At 64.8% G+C, this 20,207-nt stretch carries 17 protein-coding genes; 6 read left to right on the top strand and 11 right to left on the bottom strand.

Features of this window, described 5'->3' with window-relative positions; translation table 11 throughout:
- Positions 1–3 precede the first annotated feature (3 nt).
- Together ACYQZ5_RS10225 and ACYQZ5_RS10220 are read left to right on the top strand one after the other, a co-directional pair.
- A complete protein-coding gene (locus ACYQZ5_RS10225; protein ID WP_379818027.1) occupies positions 4–1,086 on the top strand; it encodes a Gfo/Idh/MocA family protein in 1,083 nt (360 codons plus the stop codon).
- On the top strand, positions 1,083–1,529 hold the full coding sequence (locus ACYQZ5_RS10220; protein WP_379731154.1) for a universal stress protein: 447 nt from the start codon (positions 1,083–1,085) through the stop codon (positions 1,527–1,529). Before ACYQZ5_RS10225 ends, ACYQZ5_RS10220 begins: the two co-directional genes overlap by 4 nt.
- An 11-nt stretch (positions 1,530–1,540) precedes the next feature.
- Here ACYQZ5_RS10220 and ACYQZ5_RS10215 read toward each other — a convergent pair whose 3' ends face one another.
- From ACYQZ5_RS10215 to ACYQZ5_RS10200, 4 genes are read right to left on the bottom strand one after another with little or no spacing between them, the layout of a single operon-like run.
- On the bottom strand, positions 1,541–2,689 hold the full coding sequence (locus ACYQZ5_RS10215) for an ABC transporter ATP-binding protein (protein ID WP_379731155.1): 1,149 nt from the start codon (positions 2,687–2,689) through the stop codon (positions 1,541–1,543).
- Positions 2,690–2,708: 19 nt separating this feature from the next.
- On the bottom strand, positions 2,709–3,611 hold the full coding sequence (locus ACYQZ5_RS10210) for a carbohydrate ABC transporter permease (RefSeq protein ID WP_379731157.1): 903 nt from the start codon (positions 3,609–3,611) through the stop codon (positions 2,709–2,711).
- Complete coding sequence (locus ACYQZ5_RS10205; RefSeq protein ID WP_379731158.1) at positions 3,608–4,651, bottom strand: carbohydrate ABC transporter permease; 1,044 nt, start codon at positions 4,649–4,651, stop codon at positions 3,608–3,610. The genes ACYQZ5_RS10210 and ACYQZ5_RS10205 overlap by 4 nt, the downstream gene beginning before the upstream one ends.
- A gap of 21 nt (positions 4,652–4,672) precedes the next feature.
- Entirely contained in the window at positions 4,673–5,956 is a 1,284-nt protein-coding gene (locus ACYQZ5_RS10200; protein WP_379731159.1) for an ABC transporter substrate-binding protein, read from the bottom strand.
- 243 nt (positions 5,957–6,199) lie between these two features.
- On the opposite strand from ACYQZ5_RS10200, the gene ACYQZ5_RS10195 reads away from it, so the two are divergent.
- Positions 6,200–6,355 (top strand): hypothetical protein, encoded by a 156-nt coding sequence (locus ACYQZ5_RS10195; RefSeq protein ID WP_379731160.1) that lies wholly within the window; start codon positions 6,200–6,202, stop codon positions 6,353–6,355.
- Here the strand turns inward: ACYQZ5_RS10195 and thrS are convergent, their stop codons facing one another.
- The 7 genes from thrS to ACYQZ5_RS10160 all read right to left on the bottom strand — a co-directional run bounded on the left by thrS (position 6,356) and on the right by ACYQZ5_RS10160 (position 17,173).
- Positions 6,356–8,281, bottom strand: a complete 1,926-nt coding sequence (gene thrS / locus ACYQZ5_RS10190; protein ID WP_379731161.1) for a threonine--tRNA ligase — start codon at positions 8,279–8,281, stop codon at positions 6,356–6,358.
- A 71-nt stretch (positions 8,282–8,352) separates the two neighbouring features.
- Positions 8,353–9,291, bottom strand: a complete 939-nt coding sequence (locus ACYQZ5_RS10185) for a DUF368 domain-containing protein (RefSeq protein ID WP_459846058.1) — start codon at positions 9,289–9,291, stop codon at positions 8,353–8,355.
- Positions 9,291–12,683, bottom strand: coding sequence for an oligosaccharyl transferase, archaeosortase A system-associated (locus ACYQZ5_RS10180; RefSeq protein WP_379730554.1), 3,393 nt, complete (start codon positions 12,681–12,683; stop codon positions 9,291–9,293). The genes ACYQZ5_RS10185 and ACYQZ5_RS10180 overlap by 1 nt, the downstream gene beginning before the upstream one ends.
- A gap of 51 nt (positions 12,684–12,734) precedes the next feature.
- The gene (aglM, locus tag ACYQZ5_RS10175) at positions 12,735–14,042 is read right to left on the bottom strand and encodes a UDP-glucose 6-dehydrogenase AglM (RefSeq protein WP_379730555.1); all 1,308 of its coding nucleotides are present in this window, start codon (positions 14,040–14,042) and stop codon (positions 12,735–12,737) included.
- Positions 14,043–14,086: 44 nt separating this feature from the next.
- Positions 14,087–15,145, bottom strand: coding sequence for an NAD-dependent epimerase/dehydratase family protein (locus ACYQZ5_RS10170; protein WP_379730556.1), 1,059 nt, complete (start codon positions 15,143–15,145; stop codon positions 14,087–14,089).
- 61 nt (positions 15,146–15,206) lie between these two features.
- On the bottom strand, positions 15,207–16,166 hold the full coding sequence (locus ACYQZ5_RS10165) for an NAD-dependent epimerase/dehydratase family protein (protein ID WP_379730557.1): 960 nt from the start codon (positions 16,164–16,166) through the stop codon (positions 15,207–15,209).
- A complete protein-coding gene (locus ACYQZ5_RS10160; RefSeq protein WP_379818016.1) occupies positions 16,163–17,173 on the bottom strand; it encodes a sugar phosphate nucleotidyltransferase in 1,011 nt (336 codons plus the stop codon). The genes ACYQZ5_RS10165 and ACYQZ5_RS10160 overlap by 4 nt, the downstream gene beginning before the upstream one ends.
- A 417-nt stretch (positions 17,174–17,590) precedes the next feature.
- On the opposite strand from ACYQZ5_RS10160, the gene ACYQZ5_RS10155 reads away from it, so the two are divergent.
- From ACYQZ5_RS10155 to ACYQZ5_RS10145, 3 genes are all read left to right on the top strand, one after another.
- Positions 17,591–18,517, top strand: a complete 927-nt coding sequence (locus ACYQZ5_RS10155) for a glycosyltransferase family protein (RefSeq protein WP_379730559.1) — start codon at positions 17,591–17,593, stop codon at positions 18,515–18,517.
- A gap of 183 nt (positions 18,518–18,700) precedes the next feature.
- Positions 18,701–19,597, top strand: coding sequence for a glycosyltransferase family A protein (locus ACYQZ5_RS10150; RefSeq protein ID WP_459846054.1), 897 nt, complete (start codon positions 18,701–18,703; stop codon positions 19,595–19,597).
- A gap of 40 nt (positions 19,598–19,637) precedes the next feature.
- Positions 19,638–20,192: a methyltransferase domain-containing protein gene (locus ACYQZ5_RS10145; protein ID WP_379730561.1), complete on the top strand. Its 555-nt coding sequence runs from the start codon at positions 19,638–19,640 to the stop codon at positions 20,190–20,192.
- Positions 20,193–20,207 lie beyond the last annotated feature (15 nt).

The following is a 20,207-nucleotide window of genomic DNA, read 5'->3' as shown; positions in this document are numbered from 1 at the left end:
GGGATGCTGGGGTACGGCTTCATGGGGAAGGCCCACGCGAACGCGCTCGCGCGACTGCCGATGTTCGTCCCGGACGCCCCGGCGGTCGAACGCGACGTGCTGATCGGCCGCGACGAGGCCGCGCTCGCCGAGGCGGCCGACAGGCTGGGCTTTGCACGGACGGCGACGGACTGGCGCGAGGTCGTTGCCGACGTGGACGTCTTCTACAACCTCGGCCCGAACCACGTCCACCCCGAGCCCACGATCGCGGCGCTGGAGGCGGGGACGCCTGTGCTGTGTGAGAAACCCATGGCGCCGACGCTCGCCGGTGCCGAACGCATGGCGGCAGCCGCGGCGGACGCCGACGCCCCCGCAGCGGTCGGTTTCAACTATCGGTACGTCCCGGCGATCCAGTACGCCAAGCGGCTGATCGACGCCGGCGAACTGGGCGAGATCCGGCAGTTCCGCGGGAAGTACCTGCAGGACTGGCTGGTCGATCCCGAGGCGCCCGCGAGCTGGCGGACCGACGCCGACCGCGCGGGCAGCGGGGCGCTGGGCGACCTCGGCGCGCACACGATCGACCTCGCACGCTTCCTCGTCGGTGACATCGAGCGCGTGAGCGGGCAGACCACGACGTTCGTCGACGAGCGCCCCGCGGCCGACGGCGAAGGGAGCGAGCCGGTCACCGTCGACGACGCTTACAGCGCGCAGGTCCGGTTCGAAAACGGTGCCGCCGGAACGCTCGAAGCCTCCCGGGTCGCCGTCGGTCGAAAGAACGACCACACGATCGAGATCGAGGGGACCGAGGGCGCGATCCGCTTCTCGCTCGAACGACTGAACGAACTCGAACTGTTCCGGCCGGGCAATCGCGGCTTCGAGACCGTGCTCGTGACCGAGGAAGACGACCCGTATCTCGAGCACTGGTGGCCGCCCGGGCACGCGCTCGGCTGGGAGCACACGTTCGTCCACGAGAACCACGCGTTCCTCTCGGCGGTCGAGGAGGGGAGCGCGTACGCGCCGGACTTCGACGACGGGCTGGCGGTCCAGCGCGTCCTCGACGCCGTTCAGCGGAGCGCCGAAGTCGGTGAGGAGGTGACGGTCGGATGAGCCTCGATACGGTGGTCGTCGCGGTCGGCGACGAGGCTGAACGGACGGAGTCAGTCGCGCGGACGGCTATCGACGTGGCGGGGCCTGCCGGCGCGACCGTTCGGCTCCTCCACGTCTTCTCCGAGGAGGGGTACGAGAGAGTGAAAGACCAACTCGAGTTCGGTCCCGACGCCGAGGTGGCGCCGGACGACGTGGCCGCGCGGCACGCGACGATCCGGGAGGTCGGCGCGATGCTCTCGGAGGCAGGTATCGAGTACGAGTCACACGGCGCCGTGGGCGACACGAGCGAGGAAGTGCTCGAACTCGCGGAGCGAGTGGGCGCCGACATGCTGATCGTCGGCGGGCGCGGCCGCTCGGCGGCGGGGAAGGCGGTGTTCGGCTCGACGGCTCAGAAGATCCTCTCGAACGCGTCCTGTCCGGTGACGTACGTCAGGGCGCCATAGAGGGCTACCCCTCAGGTCGGCGTCACGCCCTCGACGTCGTCGAGCGAGCGGTTCTTGAGCGCCTCGCCGGTCCGGTCGTCGAACAGGTGGATCGCTTCCGGCGGGATGGTCGCCACCACGCGGTCGCCCGAGGAGACGGTGCGCATCCCGCTGATCGTCGCGATGAACGTCTCCCCGTCGGGCGCGTCCGCGAACCGGAGGTAGACGTTGTTCGACTCCCCGACAGGCTCGACCACGTCGACGACGCACTCGAAGTCGTGTGGGCCGAGCGTCTCGGCCTCGGCCGCGAACTCGACGTCCTCCGGGCGCACGCCGAGTGTCACGTTCGTCGCGTCGCCGAGCGTCTCCCGGACATCCTCGGGAAGCGGGTAGGTGAACCGCTCGTTCGAGAGCGCGTCGCCCTCGCGGGTCGTCGGGAAGAAGTTCATCGACGGCTCGCCGATGAACCCCGCGACGAAGCGGTTGGCGGGGGTGTGGTAGCACTCGAGCGGCGTCCCCACCTGCTGGAGCACGCCGTCGTCGAGTACGGCGATGCGGTCGCCCATCGTCATCGCCTCGGTCTGGTCGTGGGTGACGTACACCGTCGTCACGCCCAGTTCGTCCTGGATGCGCTGGAGTTCCGTGCGCATCGTCGCCCGGAGCTTGGCGTCGAGGTTCGACAGCGGCTCGTCCATCAGGAACGCCGCGGGGTCGCGCACGATCGCGCGGCCGAGCGCGACGCGCTGCTGCTGGCCGCCGGAGAGCTCCGAGGGCTTGCGGTCGAGCAGCTCCTCGATGCCCATCATCGCCGCCGTCTCCTCGACGGTGGCGCGGATCTCGTCGTCGGGCATGTCGGTGGACTCCTCCAGCCCGAAGCTCATGTTCTCCCGGACGGTCATGTGGGGGTAGAGCGCGTAGGACTGGAACACCATCGCGATGTCCCGGTCCGCGGGTCCCGTGTCGTTGATCGCGCGCCCGCCGAGCCGGATCTCGCCGTCGGTGACGGTCTCCAGCCCGGCGATCATGCGCAGGGTCGTCGACTTCCCGCAGCCCGACGGGCCGACGAGCACGAGGAACTCCCCGTCCTCGATCCCCATCGTCACGTCGTCGACGGCGACGATCTCGTCGCTTCCCCCCTCGTTGAACACCTTCGTTACCGAGTCGAGCGTTAGTTCTGCCATCGTAGATCACCTCTGAACCTCATGTGGCCACCCCCTCGGCGAACTTGTCGCCGAACAGGACGTACACCACGAGCGTCGGCAGCGCCGCCAGCAGCGCCGCCGCCATCCGCAGCGGGAAGTTCGTCCCCGACTGGGACACCCCGATCCCCACCAGTTCCTGTGTCACCACCGACGCGTCGCCGAACTGGACGATCGTCAGGGCGAACAGGAGGTCGTTCCAGATCTGGGTGAACTGGTAGATGAACACCACCGCGAACATCGGAATCGACAGCGGCAGCACGATCCGTCGGTAGATCGTCGACACCGAGGCGCCGTCGAGCCGGGCCGCCTCGATCATCTCCGTGGAGAGCTTCTTGTAGTGGGCACGGAACAGCAGCGTACAGATCGGAATCCCGTACGCCGTGTGGGTGACGATCAGCGCCACCAGCTTCCAGTGGTACTCCTGGACCAGCGGGAACGCCGCCAGCGGCGCGAACAGCGACTGCAGCGGCACGACGTTGTACCAGAACTGCGTCAGCGGCACCAACACCGCCTGATACGGGATGAAGATGCCGGCGACGAACAGCGCGTAGATTCCGACCTGCCCGCGCCAGTCGACGTTGGTCAGCCCGTAGGCGGCCATGCTCCCGAACAGCCCCGAGAGGATCGTCGCCGGGATCACGAGGATGACGCTGTTGGCCAGCCCGCGGGCGAGGCCGTCGAACGCGTTCCCCCACGGCTGGAGCGAGAACGAACCGGTCTCCGGGATCAGCGGCTCCAGCGGCGGGAGGAACGGCGCCTGTCCGGTGTAGCTCTCGGGGCTGGTGATCGAGGTGAACAGCCCCGTCAGGATCGGCAGGAGGTAGAACCCCGCCATCCCGACGAGCACGGCGTAGAGGCCGATCCGCTTCAGCCGGAGCCGGTCCTCCTCGCTCGTGCTCATAGCTCACCCCGTTGATACTGCGAGTAGACGTACGGCGCGACGATACACAGCGCCATCACGAACAGGATCACCGCGATCGTCGACCCGTACGCCCAGTTCTGGTTGGCGTACGCCTCCCTGACCATCCGCGTCGCGAGGATGTCCGCCGACGGGCCGGGCTGGTAGCCGCCGTACATCGAGAACAGGAAGTCGAACGCCTTGAGCGCGAACACCGTGATCACGACCAGCGCGCTCACGGTCGCGGTCCGGAGCTGCGGGATTATCACCCGCCAGTACATCTTCACCGTGCTCGCGCCGTCGACGCGGGCGGCCTCGAAGTGGCTCGACGGGATGCCACGCAGCGCCGCGAGGTAGACGATCATCGCGTAGCCGCTGAACTGCCAGATCAGCGCGAACGCGACCGCCCCGAGCTTCAGGTCGGGGTTCTGGACGATCTGTACCGGCCCGATCCCGACGGCGCCGAGGGCGACGTTGATCAGCCCGGTGTCGGGGTTGTACATGTAGAGCCAGAACTTCGCCGTGACGACAAAGGAGAGGCTCATCGGCAGCAGGTAGATCGTCCGGAACGTGTTCTCGAAGCGGATGCCGCGGTCGACGAGGATCGCGAGCAGCAGGCCGACCGCGAGACAGACCGCCGAGAACCCCACCATCAGGGCGACGGTGTTGCCCAGCGAGTTCCAGACCGGATCGACGGTCAGCTCCGACCATCCCGGCGCCGTGCCGTTGACCTCGCCGCCGAGGCCGACCGTCGAGAGGAGACCGTCGATCGGGTCGGCGAACGCGACGAGGTAGTTCTCGACGTCCAGATCCGTGTAGTCGGGCTCGCCGATGCCGGAGAAGTCGGTCAGCGAGAGCAGGAAGTTCCAGACGACGGCGCCGTACACGAACAGTCCGACCAGCAGGAACGGCGGCAGCCAGAACGGGGCCGACCGCACCGAGTCCCGCGAGAGCAGCGACCGCTTCGAGGCGGTCTCGCCGCCGTCGGTGCGGGCGTCGCTGTCGGACCAGCGGTTACGAAGTGTGGCTATCGGATCACGCATACCTGTGCTTCCAGGGGGTCGTTACTCGAACGCGCCGACGAGCGCCTCCGCGGTGGCGTCGGCGTCGTAGTCTTCGAGGAAGCCGCTGAAAGCACTGGTGATGTTCGTCTTGATTCCGGTCGAGACCGCCAGCCCGTGCTGGATCGACGGCGGCTGGCTGTCCGCGCTCGTGAAGTCCTCGTACTGGTCCTGCTGGAACGTGTTGAGCTCGGACACGTCGGCGTCCTTCCGCGGGGGGATCGACCCCTTCTCGCGGTTGAACAGCACCTGCCCCTCCGTGCCGGCACAGTAGCTGAGGAACGTCTTGGTCGCCTCCGGCGAGGGGTTGTTGTCGAAGTACGGGAACGAGTCCATGTTGAGCAGGTAGCTCCCCTCCGAGCCGGGGTAGGTGACCTGCCCCCAGTCCTCGCCGTAGTTGAACTCGTCGTCGCCGCTGTAGGCGCCCGCGGCCCAGTCGCCCTGGTGGATGAACGCCGCCTCGCCCTCCATCACCATCGTGTTCGCCTCGGTGAAGCTGATCGAGGAGGCGTCGCTGGGGTAGTACTCGCTGAGTTCGACGACGTGCTCCAGCGCCGCACGGACCTGCTCCACGTCGCCCTCACCCTCCGTGAAGGCGGTGTAGCCGTCGATGCCGGCCTGGGCGAGCAGCGCCGTCTCCCAGAGCTGAATCGTCGACCACGGGCCGCTGGTCTGCTGGGCGAACGGCACCGCGTCGGTGTTCTCGGCGACGGCCGCACACGCCTCGACCACGTCCGCCGGCGAGGAGAGCGACTCGGGGTCGACGCCGGCCTCCTCCAGCACCGCCGTGTTGTAGAACAGGTTGTTGATGCGGTGGATGTTCAGCGGCACCGTCACGTACGTGCCGTCGAGTTTGGCCTGCTCTTTGGGTCCCGGGAGGTAGTTCTCCTCCACCTCGTCGGTCCAGACGTCCTCCTCGATGCTGGCGTAGGCGTCGCCGAACTTCTCCAGCGTGGCGCCCGGCCACGTCTGGAACGTGCTCGGCGGGTCGTTGGCCTGCAGTCGGTTCGAGATGACGTTGTCGAGGTTGCTGCGTGCGGCGCCGTTGACCGGCTCCTCGGCGAACTCTACGTCGGGGTGGGCCTCCTGGAACCCCTCGATCAGCGCGGCGATCGCGGCGTTGCCGTCGCCCGAGGACCACGCGTGGAGCAGTTCGATCGGGTTCTCCGGCCCGCCGCCGCCGCCGGTGAGGCTGCTACAGCCGGCCAGTCCGGTCGCGCCCGCCGCGGCGGCGGACGCGAGTACTGTACGACGGGAAAGCCCCTCTCCGTTCGTGTCCGAGGACATATGTGACGAACGTATACACACTTACGAGTAAATCTTGTGGTACTCCCTCACGCCCGGAACTGCCCGTGAGAGGGCGCGTTCGCCGGAAACCGACGGTGTGGGTCGCGGCGGCTCGGCCGAACTCGTTCGGCCCGCACGGCGTCGTCGGTGGCCCGGACCCACCGCTCGGTGGGCGCGGTTGTCACCGAGCGCGATGGCCGTGGCTGGCGAGGGTTGATAGCTCCGCGCCACGAACGGCGGCGTATGGACGACGACTCCAGAGGCGCGCTCTCGCCGTTCTTCCCGTCGGAGACGCCGGCGCTCCGGGGGCGCGGCCGGAGGTGGGTCGCGATCCTCCTCGCTGCCCTCCTGCTCGTCGGCTCGCTCGTGGGGTTCCTGACCGCCTTCCTCCCGGCCTGACTACTCGTCGAGGAAGTCCGGCTCGATGCGCTTCTCGTCGCGCTCGGCCTTGAGGTGCTCGCGGAACGCCTCGGGATCGACGCCGTCGGCCTCGCGCTCGAAGCGGTCCCGGACCGAGATGGTGCCGGCCTCCTCCTCGTCGCTGCCGACGATGATCATGTACGGCAGTCGGTCGTCGTGGGCCTCCCGGATTTTCCGGCCGACCGTCCAGTCGCGGTCCTCGACCTCGACGCGGAACCCGTCGAGTTCGTTCTTCACGCGGTGGGCGTACCCCAGCGCGTCGTCGGAGACGGGCAGGATGCGCACCTGCTCGGGCGCGAGCCACAGCGGGAACTGACCGTCGAAGTGCTCGATCAGCACCATGAAGATGCGCTCGTAGGAGCCGTACAGCGCGCGGTGGATCATCACCGGCCGGTGCTCCTCGTTGTCCTCGCCCGTGTACGTCAGGTCGAACCGCTCGGGCATGTTGAAGTCGAGTTGGACCGTCGGGCCGTCCCAGGAGCGCCCCAGCGCGTCGCGGAACGAGAAGTCGATCTTCGGGCCGTAGAACGCGCCGTCGCCGGCCTCGATCCCGTAGTCGTAGCCGCCGGAGTCGAGCACCTCACGGAGCTGTTCCTCGGCACTCTCCCAGATCTCGTCGCCGCCGACCGATTTTTCGGGTCGGGTCGCGAGGTCGACCTCCACTTCGAGGTCGAAGTGGCCGATGAGCTCGAAGATCAGCTCCATGATCTCCCGGACCTCTCGCTCGATGTCCTCCGGCTTGACGAACAGGTGGCCGTCGTCGATGGTGAACGCCCACGTCCGGGAGAGGCCCGAGAGCTCGCCGCGCTGCTCCTTCCGGTACACCTTCCCGTTCTCGAAGTACCGGATCGGCAGGTCCCGGTAGGACCACGAGGACTGGTCGAAGATGGTGGCGTGCCCCGGGCAGTTCATCGGCTTCAGCCCGTACTCCTCGTCGTTCACGTCGAGGAGGAACATGTCGTCCCGGTAGTTGTCGTAGTGGCCCGACTGCTTCCACAGCTCCGTCCGGAACAGGTGGGGCGTCTCGACCTGCTCGTAGCCCGCCTCGCGGTTGAGTTCGTTGACGTAGTTCTCCAGTTCCTGCAGGATCGTCTTCCCCGCGGGGTGGTACAGCGGAAGCCCCGGCCCCGTCACGTCGGGCACCGAGAACAGATCCATCTCCTGCCCGATGCGGCGGTGGTCGCGCTCCTTGGCCTCCTCGCGCATCTGGAGGAACTCTTCGAGGTCGGACTCCGACTCGAACGCCGTCCCGTACACGCGGGTCAGCGTCTCGTTGTCCTCGTCGCCGCGCCAGTACGCCGAGGAGATGTTCAGCAGCTCCACCGCACCGATCTCACCCGTCGACTCCACGTGGGGACCCTGACAGAGGTCCTCCCAGTCGTCCTGCCGGTAGAAGCTGACCGGGTCCTGCCCGGCGGCCTCCTCCTCGAGGATCTCCCGCTTGAAGCGGTTGTCCGCGTACTGTTCGAACGCTTCCTCACGGGAGCGCTTGACGCGCTCGATCTCGTAGTCCGCCTCGACGATCTCCGCCATCTCGGCCTCGATGGCCTCGAGGTCGGACTCCTCGAGGTCGACGTCGGCGACGTCGTAGTAGAAGCCGTCCTCCGTCGGCGGACCAATGGTGAGCTTCGCCTCGGGGTGGATGCGCTGGAGCGCCTGTGCGAACACGTGAGCCGCGGAGTGGCGCAGCACGTCGAGGTACTCGTCGGACTGGTCGGTGACTATCTCGAGCTGTGCGCCGTCGTGGAGTTCGTCCTCCTTCGCGACGAGTTCGCCGTCGACGACGCCCGCGACGGTGTCGTCGCCCAGTCCGGGACCGATCTCGTAGGCGGCGTCCTCGACCGTGGCGTCCTCCGGCACGGAGAGCTCGGAGCCGTCCGGTAGCACGACCGTGATATCGCTCATACGCCACGCAACTCCCCGCGGGGATTAAGCCTTGTTGAGACGCGCTGACGGACGCCCACAACGCTTTCCACTCAGATCTCGATCGCCTCGCCGCCCGCGGCCCGCTCGAGGCCGACCACGACGGCGGCGCCGACGACCGCTGCGCCACAGAAGAGGCCGATCGCGGCGGTCGTCCACCCGGCGTCGAGCCGCGTCGCGGTCTGGACGACCGGCGCCCGCAGCGCGCCGACGACCAGCGCGACGAGGAACGTCATCGTCGCCCGCTTCCGGTGTTCCAGCGCCCACCGGACCGCGTGGGCGACGGTGAACAGCCCGACGACGCCGCCGGCGAGGAACGTGACGATCGTGGCCGTCCCCGGGGGGACCGCCGCCGGCTCGCCCGTCGCGATCGCGTACACCGCGTCGACGAACGCGCTCAGGTGGCCGATCATGTACTCGTACTGGCCCAGCAGTAGCAGCAGCAGCGAGCCGGATACGCCGGGTAAGATCATCGCGGTCACCGCGACCGAGCCGGCGAGAAACGTCACGGGGAGGCCGTGGCCGAGCGCCCCCTCGGCCTGCCCGGAGAGCAGGAAGGCGACGCCGAAGCCGGCGACGGCGGCGGCCTGTCGGCCGCGCGTGTCGAACCGCATCTCCCGGCGCAGCAGCCACGCCGAGGCGCCGATCAGCCCGAAGAAGCCGCCGAACGTCGCCGCCGGATAGGCAGCCATCGCGTGTTCGAGCACGCGCGAGACGGTGACGATCGCGGTCGCGATCCCCAGCCCCAGCGCCGCGAGGAACAGTCCGTCGATCTCACGGAACGCCGCGACGGCGTCGCCGCGGCGGTCGGGCAGCGGCGCGGCGACGATGTCGAGCAGTCTGTCAGGCTCGACGGCGGTGATCGCGGCGATCAGTCGGGGGTAGATCCCCGTCAGCAGCGCGATGGTCCCCCCAGAGACGCCGGGCACCGCGTCGGCGGCGCCCATCGCCACCCCGCGGAGGTAGACGCTCAGGGAGTCCCGTCCGCGCATCAGTTCGTGACCCGTGCCGCCGGGGCGAGCGTGTCGGCCCCGACGCCGATCACGCTCGGGCCGTCGGCCGTCGAGTCGGCCGACTGTCGGCTCTCACCGTCGACGGTCCCGATCGGTTCCGGGCCGGCGAGGCTGCTGGTGTTCTCGCTCGTGTTCGTCTCGTTCCCGCTGCTCTCGTTCTGTGCGCCCTCGGGCGGCTGTGTGCGCTTCTCGAGGGTGATCTGCTTGGCCTCCTCGTCGACGCCCAGCACCTTGCCCTCGGAGACCTCGAACTCCTGACCGTACTGGATGGAGTAGCCGCTCTCGTTGGTTGTCGCCGGCGCCGTGACGGTGTAGTTTCCGACCGCCCGGACGCTCACGTTCGTGTAGCCGTTCTCCGGCCCGAACTCGTCGTAGCCGGTGGTGGAGTACGGCAGCGTCAGCGTGAACTCGCCCTCGTCGTTCGTCTGGGCGTGCTGGGTGTAGGTGAACGTCTGGTTCGAGGACGGCATCCGCATCTGGACGGACGCGGTCACCTCGGTGTTGGCGGGGGCGTTCGACCCCTCGACGGTCGCGCCGGGCACCTTCTCGAACGTCTTCACCCACGACGGCGTCGTGGTGGACTGCTGGTAGATCAGCCCGTAGAGCTGGTCGCCGGCCATCGCGGCCTGTCGCCGGTCGTTCAGCTGGAAGTTCTGGTTCTGGGCCTGACTGGCCTTCGCCAGCCGGTAGTGCTCCAGCGCGGGGATGTCCTCCTGCGGGAACGGCCCGACGCCGCCGATCTGGGCGCTACCGTCCTCCTCGACGTACGCGCGGGCGGCGCTCATGTTCGGGAAGCGTCGCAGCATCGTGTCGTTGGCCATCGTCGTCCGGGCCTCGAACGTCTCGCCGTTGGGACGGGTCAGCTCGCGGGTCTCCCAGTCGACCACGAACGGCGCGGCGTCCTGTGCGGAGCCGTGGTAGCGGTAGAGCCGGATCATCAGGCTCTCGTAGTACCGCTGCTCGTAGATTTGGGCCGAGCCACTGACGAACGTGCCGCGCTCGGTCTCCTGGAGCTGGTACATCCCCTTGGCGAAGTCGCTGTAGGAGACGTTCTGGTCGTCGTAGAACGTCACGGGCGCGCTGAACTTCGAGGTGACCGACGCCATCTGGTAGTCGACCATCACGTAACGGGTCTCCTCACCCGGCTGGGCGCGCCGGTCGAGCACGTTCTGCGCCTGACTTTCGTTGGGCGCGAGCAGGTAGTTCGCGGCGTTGGTCGCGCCCTGCTGGAACGGGTTCGCGTTCGGAATCCGCTCGCTCTGGGTCGTGATCCAGTGGCCGTAGTCCCACCACGACATCACGCCGTAGGCGCCCTCGGGGTACTCGAAGTCGTCCGTCTTCTCGTAGGCGCCGTAGTACTCCATGTCCTCGGCGTTGCCGGCGCCGCCGAGGTTCCCCTCCTCGGGGGTGTTGTTCTGCATCCAGTCGAACGTCCCTTCCCACGCCAGTATCGCGCCGGGACCGGTGTTGTTGCCGGTCTGGACGGACGTGGCGGTCTGCGTGCCGGCGCTCTGTGCGCTGCCGCCGAGCGTGACCGGGACGGCGAGCACGGGCGCGGCGACGAGCAGGAGGACGGCGGCGACGGTGAGCACCTGGTGGCCCTCCAACTCCTCGACGAACATGATCGCGCCTACGAGCGCCGCGACCGCGACGACGACCGCCGCGAGCGTCTGGTTGAGCAGGAGCAGCCCGAACACGACGGGGACGGTCGCCAGCCCGACCGTGCGGACCTCCAGATCGGCCGCAGAAAGCGCGCTGTCGGCGTCGATGTAGTCGAGCACGCGGCCGAACAGGTAGGCGTTGGCGACCACGATCACGACCGCGAGGTAGTAGTTGAAGCGGACCTGGGTGAACGCCATCGAGGTGATGAACGCCGCCCAGACCACGAACAGCAGGTCGGTCGCCTCGTACTCCGCGATCAGCGGCGCGCCCACGAGGAGCGCGGCGACGATCGCCAGCCCGAGCACCTGCTGGTCGATGCCGACGACGCCGCCGACCACGCTCGGCAGCGGCGTCAGGAAGATCAGCGCGGCGGTCAGGAGGCTCCCGCCGAGGTAGGTGTACGCACGCTGGGTACCCTTACGGAGCAGCGGACGGGCGTGCATGAGCACGACTGCGAGGATCGCGGTGAACAGGGTGACCCCGTACTCGAGGATGATGCGTTCGGCGCCGGTGTTGAGGCCGTACTGCTGGATGGAGGTCGGGCTGAGGAACGGCTGGGCCTCGGAGATGGTCCGCATCTGCGCGCCGGCGCTGAACCCGACGATCCGGAGGAGGTTCCCGGCGATCGTCTCGAACAGCCCCGAAGCGACGACGGAGATCACGCCGACGCCGACGACGCCGATCCCGAGGATCGCCGCCGGGTAGTAGGCGGCGTCGATCCCCTCGCGCTCCCAGTAGCGTGCGAGCGCACAGAAGAACACGGCAGCGACCGCGACCGAGAGCGCGGCCAGCGGCTGGAGGAGCGAGAGCGTCGTCGTCGAAATGCCGACCGTATCCAGCCCCAGCAGGCTCATCACCGTCACGACGAGCATCGAGACCGCCACGGTGAACGCGATCGGCTCCGGCGTCTCGCCGTGGACGACGTCGGTGACCACGTTCACGGTCAGGAACAGCCCGACGATACCGACCAGGAACACCGCGGGCGGCCACACCCACAGGAACAGGCCGACGAGCACGCCGGCACCGAGCGACCACGCGAGCGGCTCCTTGAGGGTGTCGAGCTCGCGGGACTCGTAGAGCTCCTCGCGGATCACCTCCCAGACGGGCATCGTTCGGTCCGCGACGGCGATGGCGCCGAACAGGCCGACCATCGCCAGCCCCATGAACAGCGGCTCGGCGGCGTTGTGGTCGGCGGCGCCGACCAGCGTCCGCCGGAGGAACAGCCCGGGGAGGAGCGCGAGCAGGAACACGCCGAACAGGCCGCCGATGCGGTTGCTGAATCGCTTGCCGATGACGTAGACGGGGACGACGGCGAGGGTCCCGAACACCGCGGGGGCCACGAGGAGGACCTTGGCGACGAGAGCCTCGGAGGGGGCGCCAAGACCGACGATCAGCGCGACGAGTGCGATCAGCTGATCGTAGAGCGTCCCGAACTGCCCCTGAAACGTCCCGACGGGGAACCCGGTCCAGATGTCGTACGGGATCGCGGAGGGGAAGTCCCGGACCATGTAGTTCGTCTGGCGGAGGTGGTACCAGGCGTCGTTCCCGCTGAAGTACACCTCGCCGTTCTGAAGGAACTGGGAGTATTTCTGCATCCGAACCCAGAACATCCACGCCATCGCGAGGAGGAGCGCGGGGACGTGGTACCAGTCAGTTGCCGTCCGGCGGAGTGACTGGCGTAAGTCGTCGCTTTCGCTGCGCGAACTCATTGGCGTGAATCGTAGCAAAAAGGGGATAAGGTTTGTGAAACGGCGGGCGCGCTACCAGGTCAGCCCCTCGTACGTGATCCCCTCCCGACGGTCGATGCAGTGGCGGCCGTCGACGACGACGGGGTCGGCCATCTCGTCGAACTCCTCATCGAGCACCTCGTACTGGTCCCAGTCGGTCACGACGAGGCAGGCGCTCGCGCCGTTCAGGGCGTCCGACGCCGAGTCCGCGTACTCGATCTCCGGGTAGCGATCGCGCATGTTCTCGATCGCGACCGGGTCGTGGGCGACCACGTCCGCCCCCCGTTCGAGGAGGCCTTCGATCACGGGAACCGCGCGCGTGTTCCGGATGTCGTCGGTGCCGGGCTTGAACGCGAGTCCGAGGACGGCGACTCGCCTCCCGTCCACGTCGACGTGCCTATCGAGCAGGTCGAGGAAGCGCTGTGGCTGTCGATCGTTCACCTCCGTCGCCGCGTTCAACATCGGTGCGTCGTACCCCTTCGCCTCGGCGGCGGCGATGATGGCCGCGGTGTCCTTCGGGAAGCAGCTCCCGCCCCAGCCGAGGCCGCTGTCCAGGAACGCCCGTTGGATCCGTCCGTCCAGCCCCATCGCGTCGGCGACCTCGTACATGTCGACGCCGTGTTCCTTGCAGATGTTCCCGAGGTCGTTCGCCAGCGAAATCTTCGACGCGAGAAACGCGTTGTTGGCGTACTTCATCATCTCGGCCTCCCGGGTCGCCGTCTCCACGACTGGCGGCTCGTCGGCCCGCTCGACGAGCGGGGCGAACACTTCCTTCATCCGGTCGCGGGTTCGGTCGTCGGCGGCGCCGAGCACGACCTTGTCGGGGTTCAGGAAGTCGGCCACCGCCGAGCCTTCTCGCAGGAACTCGGGGTTCATCCCGACGCCGAGATCGTCGCCGAGCCGTTTGTCGCCGGCCTCGGCGATGAGCGGTGCGAGCGTGTCCTCGGTCGTGCCCGGGACGACGGTGCTCTTGACGACGACGTTGTGGCGGTCATCTTTTTCGGCGAGTGTCTCCCCCAGTTGCTCGGCGCCGGCCTTCATGATCGAGAGGTCGATCGAGCCGTCGTCGTTGGCGGGGGTCGGGAGACAGAGGAACGTGAGGTCGGTGTCGAGCAGCTCCTCGTAGTCGGTGGTCGCCCGAAGCCGCCCGGTCGAGTCGGGGCCGGCGTGCTCGGCGACCAGCTCGGCCAGCCCGTCCTCGTGGATCGGCGCCTCGCCGTCGTTGATCGTGTCGACGATCCCCTGGTCGATGTCGACGTTCACGACGTCGTGACCGAGGTCCGCGAAACACGCGGCGATGGTTGTTCCGACGTAGCCGGAGCCGACGACTGAGAGTTGCATTCCCTCTCAGTTTCGGCAGCACCGGATAAGAATGGTCCGCTCCGTCAGTCGCTCTCGTACCAGTCGACGAACCGCTCGATCCCCTCCTCGAACCCCACGCGGGGTTCCCAGTCCAGTTCCTCACGCGCACGCGAGATGTCCGAGACGTACACCTTCTGGTCGCCCTCCCGCCAGTCGTCGAAGCTCACGTCGGTCCGCTTCCCGGTCTGGGCTTCGAGCAGGTCGAGGAACTCGATCAGGCTGGTGGTGTTCTCGGCTCCGCCGCCGATGTTGTACACTGCCGGCTTCCCCTCCGGATCGGAGAGGAAGGCGTCGTAGGCACGGATCAGGTCCTCGACGTAGAGGACGTCGCGGACTTGCTTGCCGTCGCCGAAGATCGTCAGCGGCTCGTCACGGAGCGTGCTCAGGGCGAAGTGGGCGACCCACCCCTGGTCCTCGTTTCCGAACTGGCGCGTGCCGTAGATACAGCTCATCCGGAACGCGGCGGCGTCCACCTCGTTTCGCTCCGCGTAGTCCTGCACGTAGAGGTCGGCCGCGAGCTTCGAGACGCCGTAGGGCGTGTGCTCGCAGTCGTCGATCGAGAGGCTCTCGGGGATCCCCTCCTCGAAATCGGGGTCGTCGTACCAGTACCGGGTCTCCTCCTCCCGGACCGGGATCTCGTTCACGTTGTCCCCGTAGACCTTGTTCGTCGACGCGATGACGACTGCAGGGTCGCTCTCGGCCTTTCGAGCCGCCTCGAGGACGTTGAACGTTCCCTGAGCGTTGACTTCGAAGTCGGTCCGGGGATCCTGAATCGACGCCGTCACCGCCACTTGGCCCGCAGTGTGGACGACGGCGTCGTGTCCCTCGACGATCTCTTCGAGTCGATCGTGGTCGCGGATGTCGCCCTCGATCAGCTCCACGTCGGGGTGGTGTTCTTCGAGGTAGTTCCAGTTGTACGCGGCCGTGTTCCGCGATTCGTCGGCCGTTTCGAGGGTGTCGACGCGGCTCAGGTTGTCGAGGACGGTCACCTCGCTGCCGCGGTCGTCGTAGTACGCCGCCGCGTGGCTCCCGACGAACCCGGCACCGCCAGTGACGAGGACCCGTTCCGGAGACGAAGGCATGGCTCGACACACTGTTCGAGTCGGGTAATAGGTTACCTTTCGAGTCCGGAACCGCCGTCGGCTACTCCGTACCCAGCTCCTCGGCGAACTGTTCGGCGGTCCGTTCGAGACCCTCCTCCAGGCCGACCGTCGGCTCCCAACCGAGAAGCTCCTGTGCCCGGCCGATGTCGGGACGGCGGAGCTCTGGATCGTCCTCCGGTAGCTCCCGGCGAACGGTGTCCGAGTCAGCGTCGAGGACCTCGATGACGATCTCCGCGAGCTCCCGGATCTCGATCTCGTGTGTGTTCCCGAGGTTGATCACTTCGCCCGCGGCGACGGCGGGGTCGGCGTCCGCGAACGCACGGATTCCGGCGACGAGATCGGAGACGTAACAGAAACTCCGCGTCTGTGTGCCGTCGCCGTAGATCGTGAGATCGTCGTCACGGAGCGCCTGCGAGAGGAAGTTCGGGATGACCCGCCCGTCGTCGGGGCGCATCCGCGGCCCGTACGTGTTGAAGATACGGACCGTTCGGATGTCCACGTCGTACTGCTGCTGGAACGCGACGGCGAGCGCCTCCGAGAACCGCTTGCTCTCGTCGTACGGCGCGCGAGGACCGCGAACGTTCACGTTCCCGTTGTACTCCTCGTGCTGAGGGTGAACCTCGGGGTCGCCGTAGACCTCGCTCGTCGACGCGAGCACGGTCCGTGCATCGTTCTCCCGGGCGAACTCGAGTGCGTTGTGCGCCCCCTCGCTGTTCGTCAGCGCGATCTCGACGGGGTGTGACTCGAAGTCCGTCGGGCTCGCACGCGACGCGAAGTGGTACACGTAATCGACGCCGTCCAGTTCCGGGAACGGCTCGCGGACGTCGTGTTCGAGGGAGTCGAACCGACTGGTGTCGATGTGTTCGAGGTTGCTCGGTCGACCGCTCCCGAAGTTGTCGAGGGAGGTGACTCGGAAGCCGTCGTCGAGCAGGGAGTCCACCAAGTGGCTGCCGACGAACCCGGCACCACCCGTCACGACCGCGTGCGGGGCGTCACTCATAGCTCGATCGTGCTGTTGTCACCGACGTTCAGTTGGTTCGCCTCGCTCCGAACGGTCGCGCCGTCGCCGACGATGCTGCCTTCGAGGTTCACGCTCTCGAGCGTCGCGTCCTGCCCGACGATGCTGTTTCGGACGATACTGTCGGTGATTCGGGAACCGGAATCGACGCTGACATCCGGGCCGACGATCGCTTCCTCGACGACGACGTCGTCCCCGAAGTCGACCGGGGGGACGACGACCGCGTTGTCGAGCGTGTCGGCTCCGTCGTTGTCGCCCTTCGCGAGCAGGACTCGGTTCGCTTCGAGGAGGGTCTCTGGGCGGCCGCAGTCGTACCAGTCCTCGACCTCGAAGATGTCGATCCGGGCGTCGGCGTCGATCATCCGCTGGAGGGCGTCGGTGAGTTGGTACTCGTCGCCCGCGCCGCGGACGTCGTTCTCGACGAGCTCGTCGAGGCAGTCGAACAGCAGGTCGGTGTTCTCGACGATGTACACGCCGCTGATCGCGTAGTCCGACTGCGGGTCGTCGGGCTTCTCGACCAAGCGGTCGATCTCGGTTCCCTCCCCCAGTTCGGCGACGCCGTAGTGCTGTGGTTCGTCGACGGTCTTGACGCCGATGCTCGCGTCCGGGTCGTCGAGTGCGTCGTGGGCCTCGAGGAAGGTGCCGTAGCCGTTCTCGAACAGCATGTCCCCGAGCACGATCAGCGCCGGCTCGCCGCGGACGACCGATTCGGTCTGGTAGATGCTGTGTCCGAGCCCCTCGGCGCTCTCCTGTTCGACGAACCGGAAGGTGAACTCGTCGCCGAAAGAGCCCTCGGCGTACTCGACGATCTGGTCCTGCATCGGCCCGCCGATGACGATCACGACCTCGTCGACGCGAGTCTCCGAGAGGCGGGAGAGGATGTGGCCGAGGATCGGCTTCCCGGCGATACGCACCATCGCCTTCGGTTTGGTGTGGGTCTGCGGGTACAAACGAGTGCCCTGGCCGGCGGCAGGGATGACTGCCTTCATCTTTTGAGTATCGTGATGGTGAGTCGTATAGTCTTTACCGTCTCTACAGCACATCGTTCAGTAAAGTATGCCAGATCCCGCTTATCCTTCTTTATCCAGCAAATCATTGGGATACAGGAACAAAAAAGTGGATATTCATAAGAAAAATACAGGTGATGAACTTTTGGAGAACTTGTTAGTGACTGGTACCATGAGGACATTTCAGCAAGTAGTCTGTGGTAGAGGTTTCGGTGTTTCCGTACACCATCTATGGTACGGGGTTTTATGATGGAGCAAACGTGGCGCTATCTAGGGTCAGATTTGAGGTGGGATAATATCTGACCGGTTCACAAGAAAGGTTACGCCGGAAGGCCGTACCTCTCATGACTTCTTTCTGGTACGTGAGATACTTACCACACCATCCCGTAGGCAACCCCAATGTCGTTTCCTAAACGGTTTGCTCAGCGTATTCTGAACTTAATTCCTAGTAGAAGCAATCAAGTCGCCGGCGAAAACTATTGGCAATATGCCGCAGCAGATACATCTATTACGATTCATGGTGGCGGACTGGGTGATTTAATGATTATTAGACAATTCGGCCGCGCAATACAAGATTTCTTTCGAGACCAAGGAGATCCTGAACAGGGAGATATTGTAATATCTACGGGAGCTACGCCGCCTGCCTATGAACCGCTTCAAGGAGATTTAAACCTTTTGTGGTGGTGGTCTTTCGGGGAATTTGACGGTTCGCCGGAACAGTTTCTTGATGATTATCTTGAGAGAGTATCTGTTCGCCCGGACATCATTCTCTGCCCATCCAGTAAAACAGAGAAGGAAGCCCAACAAGCGGGGTTTGAAACAATTTATTTCCCTCTTGGAACTTATGCATTTGAACCATTGGGTTTTGACCGCAGTGGTATTGGTTATGCAGGCACAATAGGCCACAAAAGATCTGGCAAAGAAGAGATGATGTTAGGATTGTATCGTGGTTCTTCAAAATTTGAAGCAGTATCTCATTTCCGATTCCCAGAAGAGTTGAATTGTTGGTACAATGTAAAGAAAGTCACAATAGGGATGCATAAGGAGGGTCAGAAATCCTGGGGAATGGTCAACAACCGTGTTTTTGAGACATTAGCCTCAGGCACTCCTATAATATTAAAAGAACATAACAACTTATCGAACGTCCTTGGTTTTGAATATCCATACCAGATCACATCCCAAGATGAATTGAGAGAGATGGTGCAGCGGTTCCGACAAAGGTCCGATCAGAGTATTCAGTCTGAGTTCAATGATTACTCTCAGAAAGTGATGGAGGAGCACAGTTACCGCAGACGAGTTAATCATCTCTTTCGAGAGATCTCGTAGTGATTCATCGATACAAGTTGTTCATTCTCTACAAAAACCGACTCAAAAATGATCGGAATCTCTGCCAAAGTACACGATACGAGTATTTAATTCTAAATATTTATATAATCCTTTCCTCATATTTATGAACACTGCAGATAATCACTCCCGTAAATATCATACCCGGTGGCGGGCTTTCATACAATGATGGTCAAGTACACTATTTCGGTTTGTAATTACAATATGTCGGAAACTATAGAACATTCTTTACGATCTATTTTAAACCAAATAAATGACGAGTTCGAGGTCCTCGTCGTGGACGACGGGTCAACCGACGATAGTCCCGAAATCGTCGAATCATTGCAGGCGGAGTACGACCGGCTCAGACTGATCCGTCTTCCCCCTGATCCGGGGCGACATCTCGGCGAAACAAGGAACATCGGCGTCAGACACGCGAAGGGGGACCACGTCATTCTTCAGATAGACGCCGACGATGTCTACGAGGATGTGCTTAAGGGGTTCGTCGAAATCTACGAACGGTTGCGCGACCACCGCGAGGAGGCTTTCCTCCTCAGAGCGACAAATCTCACAGTTGCTCCGAAGGCGTTCCTTGAGCAGCGTGGTCCCTATCGGAACCTCCCGGTCGGCGCCGAAGATTTGGATATGTGGCGACGACTCCTCGCGGAAGGTTCCGTTGTCTGGTTCGTCCACCGGGACCCTGCCAAGGAGATCGGCATCTCGGAGAACGTGTACGGTCGGATGAGGAGCGGCCTCGTCCGGGGAGTGCAGGTGAGAACTGGGGAGTTTCAGACCGGGCTCTCATTACTGAGTCGTATCCGTTGGAGCCACCGACAGTGGAGAAGTGGTAACCGAGACCTTCACGAACACCTTGCCGAGCTCCCGCTCTCGGCGTATTCATACCTGCTTGCCTCTGCCCGGCCACAGTACGACCTCCCGGATCAGTTCAAACGAAAGGGTCAGATTGATTCGGTCGCTGAGGAGGTTTCGCTCAATCTCGCTGGCCTAGAAGCAGAGTTTGGGATCAATCGCAGTGAGTTGAATCTCACGGACTTGCAAGACCGGGTGTTCGGTAGTGTTTAGGTCTCACTATCCCTAGATAATGTAGATAAACTAATCTTTCATGGCCCTTACTCCATGGCGTTTATCCTATTGTAGAGCGTCTAGCTACCCAATGACTAGCGTGGATGATTCACTAGAGGATCTTCCGGAGAAGTTAAACTTGGGATGTGGGTGGGATTATCGAGACGGCTGGCATAACGTGGATATCCGAGAGGAGTGCCAGCCCGACGAAGTGGTCGATCTTGACGAGTATCCTTGGCCTTGGGAAGACGACACGTTCGAACACGTGCGTGCTTGGAACGTCGTGGAACACGTTCAAGACCTTCACCATACTCTTAACGAACTGCACCGTATCGTCAGTCCGGGAGGAACTATCGCCGTGGCGTTCCCCCACCCTGCGGGACGGTCACAGTGGATTGACCCGACACACGAACACACTCTGCTCCCCGAGACGTTCCAGCACGAGCTCGCCCCGGACGGATGGGAAATAACCCACACTAACGTCTCGAAGGTTCGGTTTGGTCGGATGCTTCCAGACCGCTGGGCAATGTGGTGGGCCGATCACCTTGGGTTCCTCATTGACGAGATTCAACTGGAACTCGAAATCGTAGAGTAACCCTTGTTCGAGGTT

This window comes from Halolamina salina (assembly GCF_054653455.1).
The sequence above is the reverse complement of the archived record's forward strand: the minus strand, read 5'-3'. Positions and strand labels throughout refer to the sequence as shown.